This is a genomic window from Bradyrhizobium sp. LHD-71, from assembly GCF_031157255.1.
GTDB lineage: Bacteria > Pseudomonadota > Alphaproteobacteria > Rhizobiales > Xanthobacteraceae > P52-10.
Genome location: NZ_JAVIFX010000003.1, coordinates 244,443 through 264,484, shown reverse-complemented (window position 1 = coordinate 264,484; position 20,042 = coordinate 244,443). Strand labels below are relative to the sequence as shown.

Genomic DNA, 20,042 nt, shown 5'->3' with positions numbered 1-20,042 from the left:
TTTAGGTAAATTTCGGGTGAAGGTTAGGTGCCCCTTGGCAGGAGTGCTAAGTTTGACCCACAATGGCTGGCTAAAGTGACGAAAGCCAGCCGGATCTTGCCGGCATTTCTGGTGGAAGCGAACGCGCCGCAATGAACGAATTCAGGGGCGATCTGTCCCCGCCCTTCGAGATCACCGAGCCCGCGCGCTGGCGGGCACCGATCATCTTCAACTCGCCTCACAGCGGGACCGTTTACCCGCACGAATTCCTGATGGCCGCGCGCATCGACATGGCCGCGCTCCGCAAGTCCGAAGACTCGTTCATGGACGAGTTGATTGCGGGCCTGAGCGGCCGGGGCCTTGCGGTGGTGAACGTGAATTTCCCGCGCTCCTACGTGGACGTGAACCGCGAGCCCTATGAGCTCGACCCGCGCATGTTTGCCGGCCGCCTGCCGAGCTTCGCCAACACCCGCTCGATGCGGGTCGCCGGCGGTCTCGGCACCATTCCGCGCGTGGTCGGCGACGGACAGGAGATCTATTCGGACCGCCTCTCCATCGAGGATGCCCTGCAGCGTATCGAGAGTCTCTACAAGCCCTATCATCGCGCGCTCAGGCGGCTGATCGCCAAGGTGCACAACGACTTCGGGACAGCGATCCTGATCGACTGCCATTCGATGCCTTCGGTCGGCGTTTCGCGCGATGAGACGCGCCGGCCCGACCTTGTAATCGGTGATCGTTACGGCACGAGTTGCACCCCGCTGCTCGCCGATGTGATCCAGAATACGATGCAACGCCTCGGTTACACCGTCGGCCGCAACAAGCCGTATGCAGGCGGCTTCATCACGGAGCACTATGGCAATCCGGCCAGCGGTCTGCACGCGATCCAGATCGAGCTCAACCGTGCGATCTACATGGACGAGCGTACCCGTGAGCGTAACGCGAATTTCGCAAAGGTCGCAGCCGACCTCGCGGCGCTTGCCGAGGCGTGCGCAGCTATCCCTCTGTCCGATCTTGGACCTTTCCAGACGGCGGCCGAGTAAGCCTCAGCCACCGGAAGCCCAAGAAACGGCGTGCAAGAAAAAAGGGCCGCTTGTGAAAACAAGCGGCCCAAGTCTAGGGAGGAAACGCCCAAGGAGGGCAGCGGTGGTGCAGAGCACTACCGCACCGCAACAATATGCGACCGCGACGCACAAAAATCAAGTCCTAATCACCCGTTACTTATGCAATTTACGCATATCGGTTCTTCCGTATTGCGCCCTTCCGATGGGCGAAATCGTCACGAAACGAGGCGTAAATTTCTACCGGCGGGGAATCCGTCGATTCGATTCCTGAAGTCGCCGCACGCTCGAGGCCGCGGGCCATGCGTTGGTGAAATAACGGCAAAGGCTGCGACTGACAATCGTCGTTGCCGCAGCGCAGGCTTTCTTATACGGCCATGGAGGACGATGGCCGGGCTTTACCGGCACCTCTGACAGGACCCATCCGTGACGGTCATCGATTTCGCGGCCTTCATCGAAAAGCTGGCCACCGCGTCCGGCGAGACCATCCTGCCCTTCTTCCGCACGTCACTTGGAATCGAGAACAAGAAGTCCGGGCACGAATTCGATCCGGTCACCGAGGCCGATCGCGCGGCTGAAGCCGCCATGCGCAAATTGATCTCGATGCATTTCCCGCAACACGGGATCGTCGGCGAGGAGTTTGGCAGCGAACGTCCAGACGCCGAGTATGTCTGGGTGCTGGATCCGATCGACGGCACCAAGGCCTTCATCGGCGGCTTCCCGGTCTGGGGCACGCTGATCGCACTTCTGCATCACGGCGAGCCGGCATTCGGCATGATGCATCAGCCGTTCATTCGCGAGCGCTTCACCGGCGACAACGGCTCCGCGCGTTATCGCGGCCCCGTCGGCGAACGCAAACTCAGCGTCCGCCGCTGCTCCTCGCTTCGCGAGGCCACGCTCTACACCACGACACCGCTGCTAATGAACGAGGCACAGCGCGCACTGTTCGGCCAGGTCGAACAAGAGGTGCGGCTGTCGCGCTATGGCGGCGATTGCTACGCCTACTGCATGCTCGCCGCCGGTCACGTGGACCTGGTGATCGAAGCGGGGCTGAACTCCTATGACATCGCCGCCCTTGTGCCGATCATCGCCGGCGCCGGCGGCATCGTCACGACATGGGACGGCAAGCCCGCCCATGGCGGCGGCAACATCATCGCCGCCGGCGATCCGCGCATCCACCAAGAAGCGATGAAGCTGCTCAATTCTTGAGCCCGGTCAGCGGGCCGCACGGCGCAAATGTTCGAACAGCTGCTGAGCCGGCTTCGACATCGTCCCGCCATCATGGGTGCACACGACGAGCTTCCGCTGCGCCCAGCGCTCCCGCAGTCTGATCGGCTGAATCGCCATGCCGCGGCTGCAGCGACGCGCGGCGGCCTCGGGAATGACCGCGATCCCGGCGCCGGCGGCAACCAGCTCGCAGACTGCATCGAAAGAGCGCATCCGCACCCGGAAACGCAGGCGCGCGCCAAGCTGCACAGCCTGCCTGACGACGTGATCGTGCAACGCGCTCGTCCCCGACAAGCCGACGAAGGCCCGGCCGAGGACGTCGGCGAAGGCGACGCGGCGATGCCGCGCCAGCGCATCCGTGCGCGGGACCACCAGGACGAGGTTGTCGTCGCAGAAAGGATATCGCTTCACTGTCGCGGGCAGCATGTCCTCGACCGCAACGCCTATATCGGCAGCGCCGGAAGCTATCAGTTGGGCGATATCGACGCTTTCGCGCTCTTCGACTTCGATGCTGATGGTCGGATGCTCGGCCAGGAAGCTCGCCACCGCTTTCGGCAGATGCTCCGAGAGCCCGGAGGTGTTGGCAAGGATCTTCACCCTGGCATGCAGCCCGCGCGCGAAGCCGAGTAGATCGCCGCGCATCACCTCGACCTGCCGCAAGACCAGCCGCGCGTGGTCGAGCAGACTTTCGCCAGCCGCCGTGGGCGTGACGCCGCGCCGGCCGCGCTCAAGCAGCGCAATTCCCAGCGCAGCCTCGAGCCCCTTGATGCGCTCGCTTGCCGACGCCAACGCCAGATGAACGCGCGTGGCGCCATGGGTGATGCTGCGCGCTTCAGCAACGGCAATGAACAGCCTCAGGTCGACCAGGTCGAAATGCATCTGCCGTCAATCCTTCGGCATTCCCGAAGGCAATCTCCGGATGCTCCAGATTGCGCGCGGTGGCTCATGCCGTCAATGTCCGGCCCATGCTGGACTTTGCCGCGCTCATCATTGCCGCCGTATTCCTGCTGGCCGGCCTCGTCAAAGGCGTGCTCGGCCTCGGGCTGCCGACGATCTCGATGGGATTGCTCGCAATCGCGATGCCGCCCGGCCAAGCCGCGGCGATGCTGGTGGTGCCGTCGCTCGCTACGAACTTCTGGCAGATGGTTGGCGGTCCTTACTTGCGCGGGCTCCTCAAACGGCTCGCTGGTATGCTGGCCGGCGTCTGCATCGGCACCTGGCTTGGCGCAGGCTGGCTGACGGGGCCGTATGCACGCTTCGGCGCCATTGCCCTCGGCCTGTCGCTGATCGTCTATGCGGTGCTTGGCCTGAGCGCCGTGCGCTTCAAGGTTCCGCACGACAAGGAGGCCTGGCTGGGTCCGATCGTTGGGCTGCTCACCGGTTTGATCACCGCGGCCACCGGGGTCTTCGTGATTCCAGCGATCGTCTACCTGCAGGGAATTGGTCTCGAGAAGGAAGAACTCGTGCAGGCGCTCGGCCTGTCTTTCACGATCTCGACCGTTGCGCTCTCGTTCAACCTGATCGGCGCCGGCGTCCTGAACGTGTCGCTGGCAGCAACTGCGATCATTGCACTCGTCGCAGCCCTCGCCGGCATGTGGATTGGACAGGTGGTGCGGCTGCGGCTCGAACAGGCGACGTTCCGCCGCTGGTTCTTCATCGGCTTGTTGCTGCTCGGGATCTATCTCATCGCCGCACCGCTGGTGCGCTGAGCAGTGCGATCAGCGGATCAGCCGTTCACTTGAACAGCGGCGTGCCGGGCACGAACGCGTCGAATGCCGCCCAGAACTGCTCGCGATAGCGGTCCTGCTCCTGCAGCAATTCGTGCTTGGCGCCGGGAATCACCAGATGCGAACCGGCGCGCATGTGATAGGCGAACTCCTCGATCGCCGCAGTCGAGACGATGGTGTCGGCGCCCGCCGCCAGCATCAGCACTGGCTGACGGATCTGCGACGGATACTTCGTCTGCTTGAATCTGTGCATGGCGCGGAACGCAGTGTCCGCCCACGCGATCGACGGCGCCGCCAGACCCAGGGCCGGATGCTCCGCTAGCACCGCTGCATTGCGCGCGTAGCGGACCGGATCACTGGTGACGGGGTTGCCGACGAAGGCGCCGGTGCCGACCAATTCGCTGGTGCCCGTTGGCACATACTGTCCGCCGCGGCCGATCCAGCGCATGGCGCGCAAGAGCATGCGCGCCGGCAGGCCGGTGGTGCGCCCCGGCAGGTCGATCATCGGCGCCGACAGCACGATGCGGTCGAACCAGCGCTTCTGCGCGTGAGCGACGCGCAGCAACACCGCGCCGCCCATCGAATGGGCAAGCGCGTAGAAGGGCGGCGGGCAGTCGGGCATTACGACGTCACGGATAAACGTCTCGACGTCGGTCTCGTAGTCGGCAAAGTCTCTCACATAGCCTTTGCGCGGATCGCGCAGGCGCCGCGACGAAAGGCCCTGCCCGCGCCAGTCGATCATCGCCACCGCAAAGCCCCGCGCGCGCAGGTCGCGCACCGTCTCGAAGTATTTTTCGATGAACTCGCCACGTCCCTGAAAGACGCAGACCGTACCTTTGCGGTTCGCTGGCGGCGACCAGCGGGCGAACCGCAACTCGGCTCCATCCGGCGTCTTGATCGTCCCGCTCACAGCGTTCTCGGGGACCGGATTTGCGGGGATGGAAACCAGTGTCATGAAACCAGGGGCGTGGAGGTGGAAATCATGGAGGCGGGCCTGCAATCGGCCCCGAATCACTCCGGAACCTCTTGAACGCAAAAGGCGCTTTCCCCATATCATTCTCGTGCAGGCCACTCCACTAGGCTGCACGCACGAAAGCCCGGCCATAGCGGCGGGCTCTAAATCTTAGTCGCTCAATGGAGGACTACCCATGCGTACTTTCGATCTGACCCCCTTCTATCGTTCGACCATCGGCTTCGACCGGCTGTTTTCGCTGCTCGACCAGGTTTCTGATTCATCTTCATCTCCCGGCTATCCGCCCTACAACATCGAGCGCACTGGTGAGAACGCTTACCGGATCAGCGTTGCCGTCTCCGGCTTTGCCGAGCCTGAGCTGTCGATCGTCACGAAGGAAAACACGCTGACGATCAAGGGCGAGAAGACCGCCAACGAGAACGCCCAGGACCAGTCCGAGGTGCTTTACCGTGGCATCGCCGCCCGCGCGTTCGAACGCGTGTTCCAGCTCGCCGACCATGTCCAGGTGAAAGACGCCTCGCTTGAGAACGGCCTGCTGCATGTCGACCTCGTGCGTGAGATCCCGGAGGCGAAAAAGCCCCGCAGCATTCCGATCAACAGCAAGGCGATCGCGGAGAAGGTCAGCGTCGCGGCCTGAGGCCTCGGACCTGAAACAACCTTCTAGACGTTTGCGCCCCGGTCATCGACCGGGGCGCTTTTCGTTTTGCGGTTATTCCATCGTCTGCACCGGCGGCAGCGGCTGTGTCGGCTGCACGGCAGGCTTCGATGCAGCCTCGTCCGACGGTTTCTTTTCCGCCGGCTTTTCCAGCGCCGGCGATACGGCTGCCGGCTTGGTGTCGACCGGCGCCGGAACGGGCGGCGCTTGTGCCGTCTCTGGCTGTCGCGGGGCGCTCTGCGGACGCGGCTTTGGCGTCGCGAGCGGCGCTGCCGACGGAGCGCGGTTAGCTACCTGCGGCACCGCCCGAGGCGGCCGCGGAACACCCCGCGCGCTCGGCGGCGGTGCCGCGGCTCGCGCATTCGGCGGCGGGAATGTTGGCCCCCGATAGACTTGTTCCATCCCGTCGCGGCGCGAGGCGCGGATCGCATCCGATGCCGGAACGAACCGCACGACTCGGCCCGTATACGCGTCGATCACCAGCCGCCCGTCGTCGCCATTGGGATGGATCGCCGAAACGACGTAGAAGTCGCCGCGTCGCGCCGGCCGGCTCAGAGGTCGAAATCCGCGCGACTGCATGATCGCGGCGACTTCGTAAGGCGGCACGGCGAGATCGTCCGGCGCGTAGACATACGGCGGCGGCGGCAATCGGCCGTAATAGACGCGCGCGCCGTAATAGACCGGCGGCCCCTCCATGGGTGGGAGCGGCTGTGCGATCAGTGCGCTCGTGCCCGTCAGCACGATGGCGGCTGCAATCAGCGCGGTTGTCCCCTGCTTCATCAAAATCGCCTCCTGCGATCGGCTTTGCGTGAGCTTTGATTTGAATGAAACTCGCGGGCAATTCCGGCCAAGCTTAGGCCGCGCCGGGGCGAGAAACGGAGCACGAGCCGCCTAAATTCGTTTCTGCGCGGCCGCAACGTTGTGGGCGGGAATTCGTTGCTTAGAGGACTTCCAGACGCTTGTGTGTTAGACAGAATTTTGGCAGTGTGTGCGTTAGGACAGCATCACTGTCCCATTTGCCGGCTAACTCGGCATAACGTCTGCAGCGCAATTCGGCTGTAGATGCGGACGCATAGCGGCAGGCAGGTCGTTTACCGAACGCGGTAACCGTCGGCGCCTGCATCTTCTGAATTCGGCTCGCTTGGGCGCGAGCGGTGGCCTTAAGGGTGCCGCGGAGCGCCAAAGGTGCGGCTGGCAACCGACTGTTTCGGGGGTGCGAGGTTTGACATGAGCGGGGCCAGGATAGATCGCGATCAAATTGTCGCCAATGCACAGTCGGCAGCCCCGGCAACCAAACCTGTTGATCGCGCGATTTTCGCGCCCGAACAGTTTCTGCGACCAGAGGCCGAAGGCCTGTATGATCCGTCACTGGAAAGGGACTCCTGCGGCGTCGGCTTCATCGCCAACATCAAGGGCGTTGCCTCGCATCAGATCGTCGCCGATGCACTTTCGGTGCTGTGCAACCTCGAACATCGCGGCGCGGTCGGTGCCGATCCCCGTGCCGGCGACGGCGCCGGCATCCTGGTGCAAATCCCGCATGCGTTTTTCGCACGGAAGGCCCAAGAGCTCGGTTTCGCGCTGCCGAAGCCTGGCGAATATGCGGTCGGCGCGCTGTTCATGCCGCGCGACACCGCCTGGCGGAAGGTGATCCGCAGCATCGTCACCGAGCAGGTGAAAAAGGAAGGCCTGAAGCTGCTCGGCTGGCGCGAAGTCCCGACCGACAATTCAACGCTCGGCGAGACCGTGAAGCCGACCGAGCCCTTCAACATGCAGGTGTTCATCGGCCGTGGTGATCGCATCAAGACCGAGGACGATTTCGAGCGCCGCCTCTACATCCTGCGCAAGTCGATCTCGAATGCGATCTACCAGCGCCGCGACCGCAACCTCGCCGGATACTATCCGGTGTCGCTGTCGTGCCGCACGGTCGTCTACAAGGGCATGTTCCTTGCCGATCAGCTCGGCACCTACTACCCCGACCTGAGCGAGAAGGACTTCGAAAGCGCGCTGGCGCTGGTGCATCAGCGCTTCTCGACCAACACCTTCCCGACCTGGTCGCTGGCGCATCCCTATCGGATGATCGCCCACAACGGTGAAATCAACACGCTGCGTGGCAACGTCAACTGGATGGCGGCGCGGCAGGCCTCGGTGCAGTCGGACCTGTACGGCGAAGACATCAACCGACTGTGGCCGATCTCCTACGAGGGCCAGTCCGACACCGCCTGCTTCGACAATGCGCTCGAGTTCCTGGTGCAGGGCGGCTACTCGCTCCCGCACGCGGTGATGATGATGATTCCGGAGGCATGGGCCGGAAATCCGCTGATGGATGAGGAGCGCCGTTCCTTCTATGAGTATCATGCAGCGCTGATGGAGCCCTGGGACGGTCCCGCCGCGATCGCCTTCACCAACGGCCGTCAGATCGGTGCGACCCTCGACCGCAACGGCCTGCGGCCGGCGCGCTATCTCGTCACGCGCGACGATCGCATCCTGATGGCGTCGGAAATGGGCGTCCTGAAGATTCCGGAGGACCAGATCGTCACCAAGTGGCGACTGCAGCCGGGCAAGATGCTGCTGGTCGACCTCGATCAGGGCCGCCTCATTCCCGACGATGAGATCAAAGCGGAGCTCGCAAAAAGCCATCCTTATCGCGAGTGGCTCGATCGCACCCAGCTCGTGCTGGAAGAGCTCCCCGAGACCAGCAACAAGGGCCCGCTTTCCAACCTGTCGCTGCTCGATCGGCAGCAAGCGTTCGGCTACACCCAGGAAGACATCAATATCCTGTTGGCGCCGATGGCCTCGACCGGCGAGGAAGGCACCGGCTCGATGGGCACCGACACGCCGATCTCGGCGCTGTCGGACAAGCCGAAGCTGCTGTTCACCTATTTCAAGCAGAATTTCGCCCAGGTGACCAACCCGCCGATCGATCCGATCCGCGAAGAGCTCGTCATGAGCCTCGTGTCGATCATTGGGCCGCGGCCGAACCTGTTCGACCTCGAAGGTCTCGCCGGCACCAAGCGGCTCGAAGTGCGCCAGCCGATCCTGACCGATGGCGATTTGGAGAAGATCCGCTCGATCTCGGAAATCTCGACCTCGCACTTCAACTCGCGCACGCTCGACACGACGTTCCATGCCGGCCTCGGCGCCGCGGGCATGGAGCAGGTGCTCGACGAACTGTGCGGACGCGCCGAGGCTGCAGTCCGCGAAGGCGTGAACATCATCATCCTGTCCGACCGGATGGCGGGCTCGGATCGTATTCCGATCCCCTCGCTGCTGGCGACTGCCGCCGTGCATCATCACCTGATCCGCACCGGACTTCGCACCTCGGTCGGTCTCGTGGTCGAATCCGGCGAACCGCGCGAAGTCCATCACTTCGCCTGCCTCGCAGGGTACGGAGCGGAAGCGATCAATCCTTATCTCGCGTTCGAGACCATCATCGCGATGAAGGATCGCCTGCCGGGCAGGCTCGACGACAAGGAGATCGTCAAGCGCTACATCAAGTCGATCGGCAAGGGTATCCTGAAGGTGATGTCCAAGATGGGCATCTCCACGTACCAGTCCTATTGCGGGGCGCAGATCTTCGATGCCGTCGGACTGAAGGCAGATTTCATTGCGAAGTATTTCGCCGGCACGCACACCCGCATCGAGGGTGTGGGTCTCACCGAGATCGCCGAGGAGACGACCCGGCGTCACGCCGACGCCTTCGGCGATGCGCAGATCTTCAAGACCGCGCTCGATGTCGGCGGCGAATACGCCTACCGCACGCGCGGTGAGGACCACGCCTGGACCTCGGAGTCGGTCGCCACGCTGCAGCATGCGGTGCGCGGCAATTCGCAGGAGCGCTACCGTGCCTATGCGAAGATCCTCAACGAGCAGTCCGAGCGACTCTTGACCATCCGCGGCCTGTTCCGCATCAAGAGCGCCGAAGAGGACAAGCGCAAACCGGTCACGCTCGACCAGGTCGAGCCCGCGAAGGAGATCGTCAAGCGCTTCGCCACCGGCGCCATGTCGTTCGGCTCGATCTCGCGCGAGGCGCACACGACGCTCGCCATCGCCATGAACCGCATCGGCGGCAAGTCGAACACGGGCGAAGGCGGTGAGGAAGCCGACCGCTTCAAGCCGCTGCCGAACGGCGATTCAATGCGCTCGGCGATCAAGCAGGTGGCGTCGGGCCGTTTCGGCGTGACGACGGAGTATCTCGTCAACTCCGACATGATGCAGATCAAGATGGCGCAGGGCGCCAAGCCCGGCGAAGGCGGCCAGTTGCCCGGCCACAAGGTCGACTCGACGATCGCCAGCGTCCGCCACTCGACCCCCGGCGTCGGCCTGATCTCGCCGCCGCCGCACCACGACATCTACTCGATCGAGGACCTGGCGCAGCTCATCTACGACCTGAAGAACGTCAATCCGGACGGCGATGTGTCGGTGAAGCTCGTCTCGGAAGTGGGCGTCGGCACCGTCGCCGCGGGCGTTGCAAAGGCGCGCGCCGACCATGTCACGATCTCGGGCTTCGAGGGCGGCACTGGCGCGAGCCCGCTGACGTCGATCAAGCATGCAGGCAGCCCGTGGGAGATCGGCATCGCCGAGACCCACCAGACGCTGGTGCGCGAGCGGCTGCGCAGCCGCATTTCCGTTCAGGTCGACGGCGGATTCCGCACCGGCCGCGACGTGGTCATCGGCGCCCTGCTCGGCGCCGATGAGTTCGGCTTCGCCACTGCACCCCTGATCGCCGCCGGCTGCATCATGATGCGCAAGTGTCACCTCAACACCTGCCCTGTCGGCGTCGCGACCCAGGATCCGCTGCTGCGCAAGCGCTTCGTCGGCCAGCCCGAGCATGTGATCAATTTCTTCTTCTTCGTCGCCGAGGAAGTGCGCGAGATCATGGCGGCGATGGGCTTCAAGACCGTCAATGAGATGATCGGCCAGAGCCAGATGCTCGACCAGAATGCGCTGGTCGCGCACTGGAAGGCCAAGGGCCTCGATTTCTCGAAGCTGTTCTTCAAGCAGAAGGCGGCGAAGGGCGAGACGCTCTATCGTTCGGAAGGCCAGAACCATCATCTGGACAAGGTGCTCGACCGGTCGCTGATCGCGAAGGCGCAGCCGGCGCTCGACCGGGGTGCACCTGTGAAGATCGACGCCGTGATCAACAATACCGACCGCTCCGCCGGAGCGATGCTGTCGGGCGCCGTGGCGAAGATCTACGGCGATGCCGGTCTGCCTGATGATACCATTCATGTGAAGCTGACCGGCACGGCCGGACAGGCGTTCGGCGCGTGGCTCGCGCGTGGTGTCACCTTCGACCTTGAAGGTGAAGGCAACGACTATGTCGGCAAGGGCCTGTCGGGCGGCAGGATCATCGTCCGGCCGCCGGCTCATTCCGGCATCGTTCCGGAAGAGTCGATCATCGTCGGCAACACCGTGATGTATGGCGCGATCGACGGCGAGTGTTATTTCCGCGGCGTCGCCGGCGAACGGTTCGCCGTGCGCAATTCCGGCGCGGTCGCCGTGGTCGAGGGTGCCGGCGATCATTGCTGCGAATACATGACCGGCGGCGTGGTCGTCGTGCTGGGCAAGACCGGGCGCAACTTCGCGGCCGGCATGTCCGGCGGCGTCGCCTATGTTTATGACGAGGCGGGCGACTTCCCGAAGCTCTGCAACATGGCGATGGTCGAGCTCGAGCCGTTGCTGTCGGAAGAGATGGTCGCAGAAAGTGCGTTCCATCAGTCCGGCGATCTGGAAGCGCACGGCCGGGTCGACGTGCTCGCCAACCTCACAGGCTTCGATGTCGAACGGCTGCACATTTTGATCTCGCGTCATGCGAAGTACACGGGCTCGAGGCGTGCAGCCGACATTCTCGCCAACTGGAAAACCGCGCTGACGAAATTCCGTAAGGTGATGCCGGTTGAATTCCGGCGCGCATTGCTGGAATTGAAGGTCAAGGAAGCGGAGCATCCCAAGATCGCGATCGGCGCGTAGCGCAAACAAGTCACCCCTGCAAGGCGCGCCTCGCGCGCCTGTCGGGATGGCAGAGAACGTAACTTAAGTTTCGGGGCGTTGGTTTCAGTTATGGGCAAGGTGACCGGGTTTCTCGAATTCGAACGGCGCGACCGGGTCTATGAGCCGGTCAACGACCGCATCAAGACCTGGAAGGAATTCGTCGTTCCTTTGAGCGAGCAGGACCTGCGTGATCAGGCTGCGCGCTGCATGAATTGCGGCATTCCCTATTGCCACGGCACCGGTTCGGTGCAGCCCGGAACGCCCGGCTGCCCGGTCAACAACCAGATCCCGGACTGGAACGACCTCGTCTACAACGGCAACTGGGAAGAGGCCGCGCGCAACCTGCACTCGACCAACAACTTCCCCGAGGTCACCGGGCGCATCTGCCCTGCGCCGTGCGAAGCCTCCTGCACGCTGAACCTCGACGACCATCCGGTCACGATCAAGAGCATCGAATGCGAGATCGCCGACCGTTCGCTGAAGAACGGTTGGGTGCAGCCGGAGCCGGCTTCACAAAAGACGGGCAAGAAGGTCGCTGTGATCGGCTCGGGTCCGGCAGGCCTGGCTTGCGCGCAGCAGCTCGCGCGTGCGGGCCACGATGTGCATGTCTATGAGAAATATGCAAAGGCCGGCGGCCTGCTCCGCTATGGCATTCCCGACTTCAAGATGGAAAAGGACCTGATCGACGTCCGCGTCAGGCAGATGGAAGCCGAAGGCGTCACGTTCCACTACGGGGCGCATGTCGGCACCACCGTCGACGCGCAGGAGCTCGTGAAGACCTACGACGCGATCGCGCTGACCGGCGGCGCCGAGGCGCCGCGCGACCTGCCGGTGCAGGGGCGCGACCTCGACGGCATCCATTTCGCCATGGACTTCCTACCGCAGCAGAACCGCCGCGTCAGCGGCGAGCCGCTGACCGGGAAGGACATTCTCGCCACCAACAAGCATGTGGTCGTGATCGGCGGCGGCGACACCGGCTCCGACTGCATCGGCACCTCCGCGCGTCACGGCGCCAAGCAGATTGTGCAGCTTGAGATCATGCCGGAGCCGCCGGAGCGGGAAAACAAGCTGCTGACCTGGCCGAACTGGCCGTTGAAGATGCGTACCTCGTCCAGTCATCAGGAAGGCGCGAAGCGCGAATTCGCCGTTCTCACGCAGCGCTTCTCCGGCGAGAAGGGCAAGGTCACGACGCTGCACTGCGTGCACGTCGACAGCAAGATGCAGCCGATCGTCGGCAGCGAATTCATCATCAAGGCCGACCTCGTGCTGTTGGCAATGGGCTTCGTACACCCGGTGCACGATGGCCTGCTCAAGGGCCTCGGTGTCGAGCTCGACCCGCGCGGCAACGTTCGCGCCTCGACCAATGACTACCAGACCTCGCTGGCGAAGGTGTTCACCGCCGGTGACATGCGCCGCGGCCAGTCGCTGGTCGTCTGGGCCATCCGTGAGGGCCGTCAGTGTGCCCACATGGTCGATCGCTTCCTGATGGGGTCGTCAACGCTGCCGTTGTAGCGAGGCGCCCGCGGGGATCACCCACTGCGCAACAGCCCCTCAGCGTCTTTGCGACCCCGGCTTCGCCCTTCGGGCCATGCGGACCCGCAATGACGGCTTCGCCATCACTCCGCGGCCTGCTGCGCAACCGTCGGCGCGTCTCCGGCGACGGTCGTGCGGCGCATGTCGCGCGGCTGGCTTTCGTCGTACCGCCGCACGCGGTGCATCGTCTGGCGGTTGTCCCAGATGACGAGATCATGCAGCGTCCATTTGTGGGCATAGACGAATTTCGGCTGCGTCGCATGCTCGTTCAGATCGCGCAGCAACAACCGCGCTTCCGGCATCGGCATGCCGACGATCCCGCCCGCATGCGATGACAGGTAGAGCGACTTGCGGCCGGTGACCGGGTGGGTCCGCACCAGACGCTGCCTGACTGGCTTGAACATCTGTTTCTCTTCGTCGGTGTAGTCGAGGAAGCCGAGCGAGCCGCGCGAGTACATCAACGAGTGCTCGCAGATGAGGTCCTCGATCTCGCGCTTCACCTCGTCATCGAGCGTGTCATAGGCTGCACGCATGTCCGCAAATTCGGTGTTGCCGCCCTTCTTGTTGACGATACGCGCCGACAGCAGCGAATATTTCGCCGGCGTGGCGCGGAACGAGGAATCCGAATGCCAGAGCGAATTGCCGAGATTGAACAGCCGCTGCCGGGAGTCGCGCGCGAGCGGTTTACCGTCCTTGCCGAGATTTGACACGTCGTTCATCCCGGTGCCGAGGCGCTTGTCTCCCGGCTTGGTGACGTTGCCGCCGCGCGCATCCTCCAGCGGACCGAAGTTGCGCGAAAATGCCATTTGCTGCTCGTCGGAAAGGGCCTGGCCGTGAAAAACCAGCACCGCGTAGCGATCCATGCCGGTTTCAAGCGCCGTGACCTCGTCCGGCGTAAGCGGCTTTGCGATGTCGATGCCTGAAACTTCGCCGACGAACAGGTCGTGCAGCGGACGGATGCTGACGGGCATGGCGATCCTCCTTTGATTTATCCGGCGTGTGGCTGCCGGTTACGCACCAGCATGAGCATTTCTCCTTCCGATTGCAACGCTGGCCCGCCTCACTTTGCAAAGCCCGCCGAGCTGGCTTAGGGACTGTTGCGAAAATCGCAACGTGTACACACCGGCATCGCAGATGAACGCAAAAGTCAGCCTGGGACTGTTGACGGCGCTGGTCGTGCTCGTTCTAGACCAGGCGTCGAAGCTGTACCTGTTGTTCGTCTACGACATCGCGGCGCGCGGTGCCGTCAGGGTGGCGCCGTTTTTCGACCTGACACTGACCTGGAACAGGGGCATCAGCTACGGCTGGTTTCAGGCCGAGACGGCCGCGGCCCAGGCGCTGTTGCTGGCGATCAAGGTCGCGGCCATCGCGGCGCTAGCGATCTGGCTGTGGCACGCCCACAACCGCGTCACCGCACTTGGCCTCGGTCTGATCATCGGTGGGGCGATCGGCAACGGCATCGACAGCGTCGCCTACGGCGCGGTGATGGATTTTGCCTTTTTTCACCTGCAATGGGGCGATAGCCGCTTCGACTGGTATGTCTTTAACCTTGCTGACGTAGCCATTGTTGCCGGCGTGATCGGCCTGTTGTATGATTCAGTTCTTGGTCCTGGAGCCGCAAAAGCGCCGTGATCCCGGCCGATAAGCTATTGTCGGAATTGACCGTACGGCGCGGGATCGCCCGGTCTAAGGAAACCCCTTCGAAGACAAACGCGATCAGGGTGAGTCATTCGATGCGCGATTTTAAAACCACGAACCGCCTGCTTTACACCATCGCCACAGTGGCCACGATCGGCGTGCTGTTCACGGCAGCGCCAGCCTTTGCGATCGATGACGACGAACCGGCCCGCGACGAGGGCTTCATCGGCAATTTGATGCGCGGGCTCGGCGCCACTGACGGCTCCAACGGGATCAACTACCGCGAGCGCTCGCCGCTGGTCGTACCGCGGCAGCTCACGCTGCCGCCGCCAGAGACCCAGCGGCCGACCGCTGCGAACTGGCCGAAGGATCCGGATGTGCTGGAGCGCCGTGCAGCGCGCGAAGCCATCAAGAAGCGCAACAAGGTGCTGGAGAATGAGCCCGCCGAGCAGATCCGGATCCAGCCGGAGCCGCTTGGGCAGGCACGTGCTCGGACCGCGACCGCCGCGCCTCAGCCCGGTCTCAGCGAGGAGCGCCGGCTCATTAACGAGGGTAGCGGCATTCTCAGCCCGTCGCAGCTTGGCGTGACGAAGAACCTTTTCGGCCTGTTCGGTTCCAAGCGGGAAGACAACGTACCTTTCACCAGCGAGCCGACGCGCGAGAGCCTGACGCAGCCGCCGCCCGGTTATCAGACGCCCTCATCCAATCAAGCCTATGGCATCTCTGAGGTCGACAGGGCGCAACCGCTCAATGAACAGGTAACGAATCCTTCCGGAATTCTTGCACCCGGAAAATTTTAGCTTCACGCGGCCAAACATTACTGACTCGTAAGGCGGGATCGCGAACTCGTGAGTTGCGGCCGAAGGTGCCGCACCTCTTAATCAATCGCAGGGGCCCGGACACCAAAAGGCATTATGACGCAGTCCTTCCGACGTTCCCCGAAAGCGTCATTCGCCATCTTCGCTTTTCTCAGTTTTTTTGTCGCTCTGGGCAGCACAGTTGCGCGCGCGCAGTCGGCGGAGGTGCAGCGTCCCGCAAGTTTCACGCTTGCGAACGGCCTGCAGATCGTCGTCATCCCCGACCACCGGACGCCGGTCGTCACCCACATGATCTGGTACAAGGTCGGCTCGGCGGATGAGACGCCGGGCAAGTCGGGCCTGGCGCATTTCCTTGAGCATCTGATGTTCAAGGGGACCAAGCGCTTCCCCGCCGGCCAGTTCTCGCAAACCGTGATCCGGATTGGCGGGCAGGAGAACGCCTTCACCTCGACTGACTACACCGGATACTTCCAGCGCGTCCCGCGCGACAAGCTCGCGACCGTGATGGAGTTCGAGGCCGATCGCATGACCGGTCTGACGCTGAAGGACGAAAACGTGCTGCCCGAGCGCGACGTCGTGCTCGAGGAATACAACATGCGCGTTGCCAACAATCCCGACGCCAAGCTGTCGGAACAGATCATGGCGGCACTGTATCTCAATCATCCTTACGGCCGCCCGGTGATCGGCTGGCGGCACGAGATCGAGCAGCTCAATCGGGAAGACGCGCTGGAATTTTACAAACGCTTCTACGCGCCAAACAATGCGACGCTGGTGGTCGCAGGCGATGTCGAACCGGAAGAAGTCCGCAAGCTTGCCGAGAAGACCTACGGCCAGCAGGTGCGGCAACCGTCGATCCCGGCAAAACGCATCCGCCCGCAAGAACCGACGCCGATCGCACCGCGCACGGTGACACTCGCCGACCCGCGGGTCGAACAGCCGAGCCTGCGGCGCTATTATCTCGTGCCGTCGGCGGTGACGGCAGCTGCGGGCGAAGCTCCGGCGCTCGAAGTGCTGGCGCAAGTGCTTGGCGCGGGCAGCAACTCCTACCTCTATCGCTCGCTGGTGGTCGAGCGTGGCCTCGCGATATCGACCGGCGCCTGGTATAATGGCTCGGCGCTTGATCCCACGCAATTCGCGGTGTCTGCCGTACCGAAGCCCGGCATCGGCTTCCCCGAGATCGAGGACGCAATCGAAAAGGTGATCGCCGACGTTGCGCAGAACGGCGTGCGCGCCGAAGATCTCGATCGCGTCAAGACGCAGCTGATCTCGGAGGCGACCTACGCCCGTGACAACCAGAGCACGATGGCGCGCTGGTACGGCGGCGCGCTCACGATCGGGCTGACGATCGACCAGATCGTAAGCTGGCCGGATCGGGTACGCGCGGTGACCGGTGACCAGGTGCGCGACGCGGCGAGGACATGGCTGGAGAAGAATCGCTCGGTGACCGGCTACCTGATCAAGGACACTACGGCGAAGCGCGAGGACAAGCGCTCATGAGGCTCGCCCGCGTGTCGTATCTCGGCATCGCTGCCGTCTGCGGCCTCTTGCTGTCGCTTGCATCTGCGCAAGCCACCAACATCCAGCGCGTCGTTTCGCCCGGTGGCATCGAAGCCTGGCTCGTGCAGGATACGACCGTTCCCATCATCGCCATGGAATACGCCTTTGCCGGCGGATCAACCCAGGATCCACCGGACAAGCCCGGCGTCGCCAACCTGGTCGCGAGCCTGCTCGACGAAGGAGCCGGCGATCTCGACGCCAAGGCGTTTCGCGAGCGGCTTGAAAGACGCGCTATCGACCTCAGCTTCAATGATTCCCGCGAGCATCTGCGCGGGTCGCTGCGGACGCTGAAGGAGCATCGTGACGAGGCTTTTGACCTGTTGCGGCTCGCATTGGCGCAACCACGCTTCGACGCTGAGGCGCTGGAGCGTATTCGCGCGCAGGTGATGGCGACGCTGCGCCGCCAGAGCACAAGCCCGAACGACATCGCCAGCAAGCGCTTCTTCGAGGTCGGATTCGGCACCCATCCCTACGCGTCGCCTCCCAGCGGCACATTGGACAGCGTGCCGAAGATTTCAGCCGACGACCTGCGCGATCACGCCAAGCGGGTGATCGCGCGCGACACGGTGAAAATCTCGGTGGTCGGCGATATCGATCCGGCAACCCTCGGCGCGATGCTGGATCGTGTATTCGCCGGCCTTCCTGCAAAATCCGATCTGAAGCCGATTCCGCCGGTCGAACTGCACGTGCCGCCGTCCCGCGTCAACGTCACGCTCGACGTACCGCAGACCGTAGTCCTGTTCGGCGCACCGGGCATCGTGCGATCCGATCCGGATTTCATGACGGCTTACGTGCTCAATCATATTCTGGCCGGTGGCATGACATCGCGCCTCTATCGCGAAGTGCGCGAGAAGCGCGGTCTCGTCTACTCGATCTCCGAGAGTCTCGTCTGGTTTCGCCAGACGGCCTTCGTCATGGGGTCGACCGCGACTCGCGCCGATCGTGCCAACGACACGATCGACACGATTGAGAAGGAGATCCACCGCATCGCCGCGGAAGGCCCCTCCCAGAAGGAACTCGACGAAGCGAAGTCGTACCTGAAGGGCTCGCAAATGCTCTCGCTGGACACCTCGTCCAAGATCGCCGGTGCGCTATTGCAATACCAGATCGACGATCTCGGCATCGACTATATCGACCGCCGCAACGGCCTGATCGATGCCGTGACGTTGGACGACGCCAAGCGGGTCGCCAAACGGTTGTGGGACCAGCGGTTTTTGACCGTTGCGGTCGGCCGCGTCGCGCAACCGACCGGCAACTAACCACCTTAACCGCAAGCAGGTGTCACGGCTGCCTGGTCGACAAGGGCTTGTGCGCTATTTCTGAGTTCTGATCACCCTGCTGCAATCTCAGTCATCGGAACGTCAGAAAACAAAAGCCACACCGGAATTATCAGGTTGCCAGTATCCTTGTTGTTTCTAGCGCTTGCACGCAGTCCTCTCGGCGAGGTCGCGGGAGGGTCAGAAACAGGACACTCACGCGCGCGGAACTGGTATAAGGCGACGGCGTTTTCGAATACACCCCCGACTTCTGGAAATCCCATAGATGCCTGATGCCGCAAAATCTTCGACTTCGCTTGTCCAATCGATCGAGCTTGCGCGTGCCGAGAGGGTCGGCCCGCGCGGTGTGACGACGAAGGATTTCGATGCAATGCTGAAGCGCACCGAGCCCGCGCTCGACTGGTTGCGGGCCGGCTATGCGAACGGCAGTTTGCCTCATCTGAAGATTCCCGAGGAGCGCGGCGACCTGCCGGCCATCGAGGGCGCAGCGAAGCGGTTGCGCGACGGCGCGAGCGACATCGTCTTCCTCGGCGTTGGCGGTTCCAGCCTGGGCGGCCAGACGCTGCTGCAGCTCGCTGACTTCAACATTCCCGGCCTCAGCGCGCTGCGCGACAAGCCGCGTCTGCATTTCCTCGACAACCTGGACCCGCGAACTTTTGCCGAAATGCTTGGCAAGCTCCCGCTTGCTACGACGAAGTTCGTCGCCATCTCGAAATCCGGCGGCACCGGCGAAACGCTGATGCAGACGATGGCCGTGCTCGACGCCATCAAGTCGGCAGGGCTGGAGGCAAAAATCCCCGACTTGATGCTCGGCCTGTCCGAGCCCGCCAAAGCAGGCGGCAAAAACGGCCTGCGGAGCATGCTCGAGCACTTCAAGGTACCGATGCTCGATCATCACACCGGCATTGGCGGCCGCTTCTCGGTGCTGACCAATGTGGGCCTGCTACCCGCGGCCGTCGCCGGTCTCAACATAACGGCGATCCGCGCAGGTGCGGCAAGGGCGGTGGCGCCGGTGCTGGCGAAAACGCCGGCCGCGGATGTGCTGCCGGCAGTCGGCGCCGCACTGTCGATTGCCCTGGCTGCGACCGGCAAATCCATCACGGTGCTCATGCCGTATGCGGACCGGCTGGCGTGGTTTGGCAAATGGTACGTGCAGCTCTGGGCGGAAAGCCTCGGTAAGGACGGCAAGGGTACAACGCCGCTGGCGGCGCTAGGCCCTGTCGATCAGCACAGCCAGCTGCAGCTCTTCATCGCCGGTCCGCGTGACAAGCTGTTCACCATCGTGACCGTCGGCACCAAGGGCAAAGGGCCGCGGATGCCGAAGGATCTGGCGAAGCTCTGCGGAGAGGACGCGCTCGGCGGCAAGACCATCGGCGATCTTGTGGCCGCCCAGGGCCGCGCCACCGCCGAGACGCTGGCGAAGAACGGCTGCCCGGTGCGTACCTTCCATATGGATATCGTCGACGAAGTGACGATGGGTGAATTCCTGATGCACTACATGCTGGAGACGATGATCGCAGCGCAGCTGCTCGGCATCGATGCGTTCGACCAGCCTGCCGTTGAAGAAGGCAAGATCCTCGCAAAGCGCTATATTGCAGAGGATTGATTC

At 63.4% G+C, this 20,042-nt stretch carries 15 protein-coding genes; 11 read left to right on the top strand and 4 right to left on the bottom strand.

The window, feature by feature from the left end:
* The first annotated feature begins 131 nt into the window (after positions 1-131).
* Together RCO31_RS03955 and hisN are read left to right on the top strand one after the other, a co-directional pair.
* Complete coding sequence (locus RCO31_RS03955) at positions 132-1,019, top strand: N-formylglutamate amidohydrolase (RefSeq protein ID WP_308966924.1); 888 nt, start codon at positions 132-134, stop codon at positions 1,017-1,019.
* A 444-nt stretch (positions 1,020-1,463) separates the two neighbouring features.
* Positions 1,464-2,246 (top strand): histidinol-phosphatase, encoded by a 783-nt coding sequence (hisN, locus tag RCO31_RS03950; protein ID WP_308966923.1) that lies wholly within the window; start codon positions 1,464-1,466, stop codon positions 2,244-2,246.
* A gap of 6 nt (positions 2,247-2,252) precedes the next feature.
* On the opposite strand, the gene RCO31_RS03945 is transcribed toward hisN, so the two are convergent.
* The gene (locus tag RCO31_RS03945) at positions 2,253-3,143 is read right to left on the bottom strand and encodes a LysR substrate-binding domain-containing protein (protein WP_308966922.1); all 891 of its coding nucleotides are present in this window, start codon (positions 3,141-3,143) and stop codon (positions 2,253-2,255) included.
* 59 nt (positions 3,144-3,202) lie between these two features.
* Between RCO31_RS03945 and RCO31_RS03940 the strand changes: the two genes are divergently transcribed.
* Entirely contained in the window at positions 3,203-3,973 is a 771-nt protein-coding gene (locus tag RCO31_RS03940) for a sulfite exporter TauE/SafE family protein (protein ID WP_308967058.1), read from the top strand.
* Between the two features lie 25 nt (positions 3,974-3,998).
* Here RCO31_RS03940 and RCO31_RS03935 read toward each other — a convergent pair whose 3' ends face one another.
* The gene (locus RCO31_RS03935; RefSeq protein ID WP_308966921.1) at positions 3,999-4,946 is read right to left on the bottom strand and encodes an alpha/beta hydrolase; all 948 of its coding nucleotides are present in this window, start codon (positions 4,944-4,946) and stop codon (positions 3,999-4,001) included.
* A 193-nt stretch (positions 4,947-5,139) separates the two neighbouring features.
* Here RCO31_RS03935 and RCO31_RS03930 point away from each other — a divergent pair, with 193 nt between their 5' ends.
* On the top strand, positions 5,140-5,601 hold the full coding sequence (locus RCO31_RS03930) for an Hsp20 family protein (RefSeq protein WP_308966920.1): 462 nt from the start codon (positions 5,140-5,142) through the stop codon (positions 5,599-5,601).
* 72 nt (positions 5,602-5,673) lie between these two features.
* Here the strand turns inward: RCO31_RS03930 and RCO31_RS03925 are convergent, their stop codons facing one another.
* Positions 5,674-6,399, bottom strand: a complete 726-nt coding sequence (locus RCO31_RS03925; RefSeq protein ID WP_308966919.1) for a hypothetical protein — start codon at positions 6,397-6,399, stop codon at positions 5,674-5,676.
* Between the two features lie 447 nt (positions 6,400-6,846).
* Here RCO31_RS03925 and gltB point away from each other — a divergent pair, with 447 nt between their 5' ends.
* Complete coding sequence (gltB, locus tag RCO31_RS03920; protein WP_308966918.1) at positions 6,847-11,589, top strand: glutamate synthase large subunit; 4,743 nt, start codon at positions 6,847-6,849, stop codon at positions 11,587-11,589.
* Between the two features lie 90 nt (positions 11,590-11,679).
* Positions 11,680-13,122 carry a glutamate synthase subunit beta gene (locus RCO31_RS03915; RefSeq protein ID WP_308966917.1) on the top strand — a complete coding sequence of 481 codons (1,443 nt, stop codon included), beginning with the start codon at positions 11,680-11,682 and terminating at the stop codon, positions 13,120-13,122.
* A gap of 104 nt (positions 13,123-13,226) precedes the next feature.
* On the opposite strand, the gene RCO31_RS03910 is transcribed toward RCO31_RS03915, so the two are convergent.
* Positions 13,227-14,114: a TauD/TfdA family dioxygenase gene (locus RCO31_RS03910; RefSeq protein ID WP_308966916.1), complete on the bottom strand. Its 888-nt coding sequence runs from the start codon at positions 14,112-14,114 to the stop codon at positions 13,227-13,229.
* A 163-nt stretch (positions 14,115-14,277) separates the two neighbouring features.
* On the opposite strand from RCO31_RS03910, the gene lspA reads away from it, so the two are divergent.
* The 5 genes from lspA to RCO31_RS03885 all read left to right on the top strand — a co-directional run bounded on the left by lspA (position 14,278) and on the right by RCO31_RS03885 (position 20,039).
* Positions 14,278-14,775 carry a signal peptidase II gene (gene lspA, locus RCO31_RS03905; RefSeq protein ID WP_308966915.1) on the top strand — a complete coding sequence of 166 codons (498 nt, stop codon included), beginning with the start codon at positions 14,278-14,280 and terminating at the stop codon, positions 14,773-14,775.
* A gap of 101 nt (positions 14,776-14,876) precedes the next feature.
* Positions 14,877-15,581: a hypothetical protein gene (locus RCO31_RS03900; protein WP_308966914.1), complete on the top strand. Its 705-nt coding sequence runs from the start codon at positions 14,877-14,879 to the stop codon at positions 15,579-15,581.
* A gap of 114 nt (positions 15,582-15,695) precedes the next feature.
* A complete protein-coding gene (locus tag RCO31_RS03895; RefSeq protein WP_308966913.1) occupies positions 15,696-17,096 on the top strand; it encodes a pitrilysin family protein in 1,401 nt (466 codons plus the stop codon).
* Positions 17,093-18,415, top strand: a complete 1,323-nt coding sequence (locus tag RCO31_RS03890; RefSeq protein WP_308966912.1) for a pitrilysin family protein — start codon at positions 17,093-17,095, stop codon at positions 18,413-18,415. Before RCO31_RS03895 ends, RCO31_RS03890 begins: the two co-directional genes overlap by 4 nt.
* Positions 18,416-18,698: 283 nt before the next feature.
* Positions 18,699-20,039 carry a glucose-6-phosphate isomerase gene (locus tag RCO31_RS03885; protein WP_308966911.1) on the top strand — a complete coding sequence of 447 codons (1,341 nt, stop codon included), beginning with the start codon at positions 18,699-18,701 and terminating at the stop codon, positions 20,037-20,039.
* Positions 20,040-20,042: the final 3 nt, after the last annotated feature.

Bases quoted from the DNA above. Each gene is read 5' to 3' on its own strand.
- RCO31_RS03955 (WP_308966924.1), top strand. From the start codon at position 132: ATGAACGAATTCAGGGGCGATCTGTCCCCGCCCTTCGAGATCACCGAG.
- RCO31_RS03945 (WP_308966922.1), bottom strand. From the start codon at position 3,143: ATGCATTTCGACCTGGTCGACCTGAGGCTGTTCATTGCCGTTGCTGAA.
- RCO31_RS03935 (WP_308966921.1), bottom strand. From the start codon at position 4,946: ATGACACTGGTTTCCATCCCCGCAAATCCGGTCCCCGAGAACGCTGTG.
- RCO31_RS03930 (WP_308966920.1), top strand. From the start codon at position 5,140: ATGCGTACTTTCGATCTGACCCCCTTCTATCGTTCGACCATCGGCTTC.
- RCO31_RS03925 (WP_308966919.1), bottom strand. From the start codon at position 6,399: ATGAAGCAGGGGACAACCGCGCTGATTGCAGCCGCCATCGTGCTGACG.
- gltB (WP_308966918.1), top strand. From the start codon at position 6,847: ATGAGCGGGGCCAGGATAGATCGCGATCAAATTGTCGCCAATGCACAG.
- RCO31_RS03915 (WP_308966917.1), top strand. From the start codon at position 11,680: ATGGGCAAGGTGACCGGGTTTCTCGAATTCGAACGGCGCGACCGGGTC.
- RCO31_RS03910 (WP_308966916.1), bottom strand. From the start codon at position 14,114: ATGCCCGTCAGCATCCGTCCGCTGCACGACCTGTTCGTCGGCGAAGTT.
- lspA (WP_308966915.1), top strand. From the start codon at position 14,278: ATGAACGCAAAAGTCAGCCTGGGACTGTTGACGGCGCTGGTCGTGCTC.
- RCO31_RS03900 (WP_308966914.1), top strand. From the start codon at position 14,877: ATGCGCGATTTTAAAACCACGAACCGCCTGCTTTACACCATCGCCACA.
- RCO31_RS03895 (WP_308966913.1), top strand. From the start codon at position 15,696: ATGACGCAGTCCTTCCGACGTTCCCCGAAAGCGTCATTCGCCATCTTC.
- RCO31_RS03890 (WP_308966912.1), top strand. From the start codon at position 17,093: ATGAGGCTCGCCCGCGTGTCGTATCTCGGCATCGCTGCCGTCTGCGGC.
- RCO31_RS03885 (WP_308966911.1), top strand. From the start codon at position 18,699: ATGCCTGATGCCGCAAAATCTTCGACTTCGCTTGTCCAATCGATCGAG.